General features: G+C 46.5%; 1 protein-coding gene. It reads left to right on the forward strand.

Translation table 11 applies throughout. The features are described 5' to 3' along the window. Positions 1-357: 357 nt before the first annotated feature. Positions 358-3,246, forward strand: a 2,889-nt coding sequence (gene smc, locus VIP81_RS11680) for a chromosome segregation protein SMC (RefSeq protein WP_414649336.1), incomplete at its 3' end; no start/stop codon positions are given.

The raw sequence follows: 3,246 nt of genomic DNA on the forward strand, positions 1-3,246 counted from the left end.
AAATCAGCATAATCAGTATCATCCTGAGTAAGAAAATCCGCTCCAGTCAGTCGCTTCGATCGGCTTTTTGCTTTTTGCTTTTCGCTTTCCGCTTTTTTCTCACACCAAATTAAATTCTAATTGTTCTTTTTACTATATTTATAACCAATCTATTACAGTGTTGAAGCGTGCTGCGGGCGGGAGCTAATGAGCCCTAATTGTGTATAAATAATTAGGTTATATTATAGCATCTCACTTAAATTACTTTTTGATTCGGGTAAAATTATATCTTTGACGCCTTAAAAAACCTCGGAGTACGACGTGCGCTTAAAAACACTAGAAATTAAAGGCTTTAAAAGTTTTGCAGATAAAACCGTTTTGAACTTCGACGAGGGCATCACCGGCGTGATTGGACCAAACGGATGCGGCAAAAGTAATATCATCGACTCCATTCGCTGGGTAATCGGCGAGCACAAAATCAGCAACCTCCGCTCTGATAATCAGGCCGGATTGGTGTTTAATGGCTCCAAAAGCCGCTCCGCCAGCGGTATGGCAGAAGTGAGCCTTACCTTCGAAAATACCAAAAACGTACTGCCCACCGAGTTTACTACGGTGACGATTACACGTAAATTTTATAAAAACGGCGACAGCGAATACCGTCTTAACGACGTGGCCTGCCGCCTGAAAGATATCCATAACCTGTTTATGGATACCGGCGTGAGTACCGATTCCTATGCCATCATCGAGTTGGGCATGGTAGACGATATCATCAAGGATAAAGAAAACAGCCGTCGCAGAATGCTGGAACAAGCGGCCGGCATCTCCATATACAAAACCCGTAAAAAAGAAGCTAAATCCAAACTGGACGCCACAGAAGGTGACCTTAACCGTATTGAGGACCTGTTGTTTGAAATCAATAACAACCTCAAAACACTGGAAAGCCAGGCCCGCAAAGCCGAACGCTTCTATGAAGTAAAGAAAGAATACCGCGAAATAAGTATAGAACTGGCGAAAGCCGCTCTGGAAGGCTTTAACGTTACCTTCAAAGAACTGTCAGATACACAGCAATCGGAAAGTGACCGCAAACTGGCGCTGGAAACAGAAATCCTCACCGCCGAAGCCGCCGTAGAACAAGATAAACTGCACTTTGTAGCCAAAGAAAGAGAACTGCAAACCATGCAGAAATCTTTCAATGAACTCGTATCTACCATCCGCACCAAAGAAAACGATAAGAACCTCGCCACCCAGCAACTGACCTACCTGCGGGAGCGCGAAAAAAATATCAACGACTTCCTCAACAATGCGGAAGGACAACTGCAGGGATTAACATCTTCCATTGAATTTACCGAGAAACAGGTAGAAGAAGAAGGAGAAGTATTTGAAACCATGGCAGACGAACTGGAAACCCTCCGCGACATGGTAGAGGAGAAGAAAGAACGTTTCCAGCAGAAGAAACAAGCCCTCGAAACATTGCGCAACGACCAGCAACGCTGGCAACGCCAACAGTTTGAGGCAGAAAAGAAAGTAGCCGTAGCCGATACCTCTGTCCTCAACCTGCAACGCAGTATTCAACAGCTCCAGGAAGAAAAGACCAACCGCCAGCAGCAAATTGCCCAGCTGGAAACAGAAAAAGAGGCGCTGCAACAAACACTCACCGGCAGCAAAACGGAACTGGAAAGCATGGTGCAGTTCCAGGAAGAAACCAAAGGTAAAATCCTGGCTACCCAATCCGACATCGAAGGACTGCGCGATAAACTGGTGGATGAGAACCGTACCCTCGATTCCAAAAAGAACGAGTTCGACCTCCTCAAATCACTGGTAGATAGCCTGGAAGGCTATCCGGAGAGTATCAAATTTCTGAAGAAGAATCCCGATTGGAATAATAATGCCCCCATTCTGAGTGATATATTTTTCTGTAAGGAAGAATACCGCACCTGCGTGGAAAACCTGCTGGAGCCTTATCTGAGCTACTATGTGGTCAACAATGTGCATGAAGCCGTGCAGGCCATACAGCTGCTCGACAGCAATAAAAAAGGGAAAGCAAACTTCTTTATACTGGACCAGTTCCGCTCTGATAATACGCCCCTGCTGGCGCCTCCGGGCACTATTCCGGCGCTGGACGTAGTGGAAATTGATGAAAAGTATAAAGGACTGGGCCAGCACCTGTTGGGCAAAGTATTTATAGGGGAAGACCTTACCCGCCTGGAATTCAGCCAGCTGGCCGATGAAAGGATGTTACTGGTAGAAAAATCCGGCCGCATGCACCGCGGTAAATACAATATCAGCGGTGGATCTGTAGGATTATTTGAAGGCAAGAAACTGGGCCGGGCCAAAAACCTGGAAAAACTCGAAGTAGAGATCAAAGACCTCGAAAGGGTAGTAGGGCAGCTGAAAGTAGCCCTGCAAAGCAAACACGATGAAGTATTAGGCTATAACAGCCAGTTGAACGAAAATAATATCAATGCTGCGCGGGAAAGGGTAAACCAGTTGAACAATCAGCTGTTTGGCCTCCAGAACAGGATTGAAAACTTCCACCACCTCATTGAAGCCGGTGATAAACGCCTGGAAGAAATGCAGCAATCCCTGGAAACCAACCAGGAAAGCATTTCCGGCGTGAAAGACGAACTGGAAGGACTCAATGACAGGGTAACCGAACTGCAGGAAAGCATCGCCGACGCCGACAGGATGGCCCAGGAAGCAGAACAGCAGTTTAATATGGCTACCGTGCAGTTCAATAACCAGAACCTGCAACATACCCGTCAGCAGAGCAAGGTACAGGCACTGAAACAAGAGCTGGAGTTTAAACGCAAACAGTTGTCTGACCTGCACATGCAGATCACCAGTAATAAAACGCAGTTGGAAGATGCGGTAAGCCATATTGCCGCCGCCGTGGAAAAACTGAGCCACGCAGACGATGGACTGGTAGAACTGTTCCGTCAGCGCGAAGAAGAAGAAAAAGCACTCAACGAAAAAGACCAGGAATACTATAATTTCCGTAACCATCTACAGGAACTGGAAAGCACGCTGAGAACAAAACAGCGCGCCAGAGAGCAGCTGGAGCAACAACTCAATACCATCAAGGATAAAGTGAATGAGCTGAAACTTCAGCTGACCACCATGAAGGAAAGGCTCAGCGTGGAGTTCAAAGTGAACCTCGATGAAATCATTGATGAACAACGCAGTTCCGAACTACCAGTAGAAGAATTGCAGGGAAGTGCGGAAAGACTGAAGAAGCGCATGGAGAACATGGGAGAAATTAACCCTACC

The sequence above is a fragment of the Chitinophaga sp. genome (assembly GCF_036566945.1).
Taxonomy (GTDB): Bacteria; Bacteroidota; Bacteroidia; order Chitinophagales; family Chitinophagaceae; genus Chitinophaga.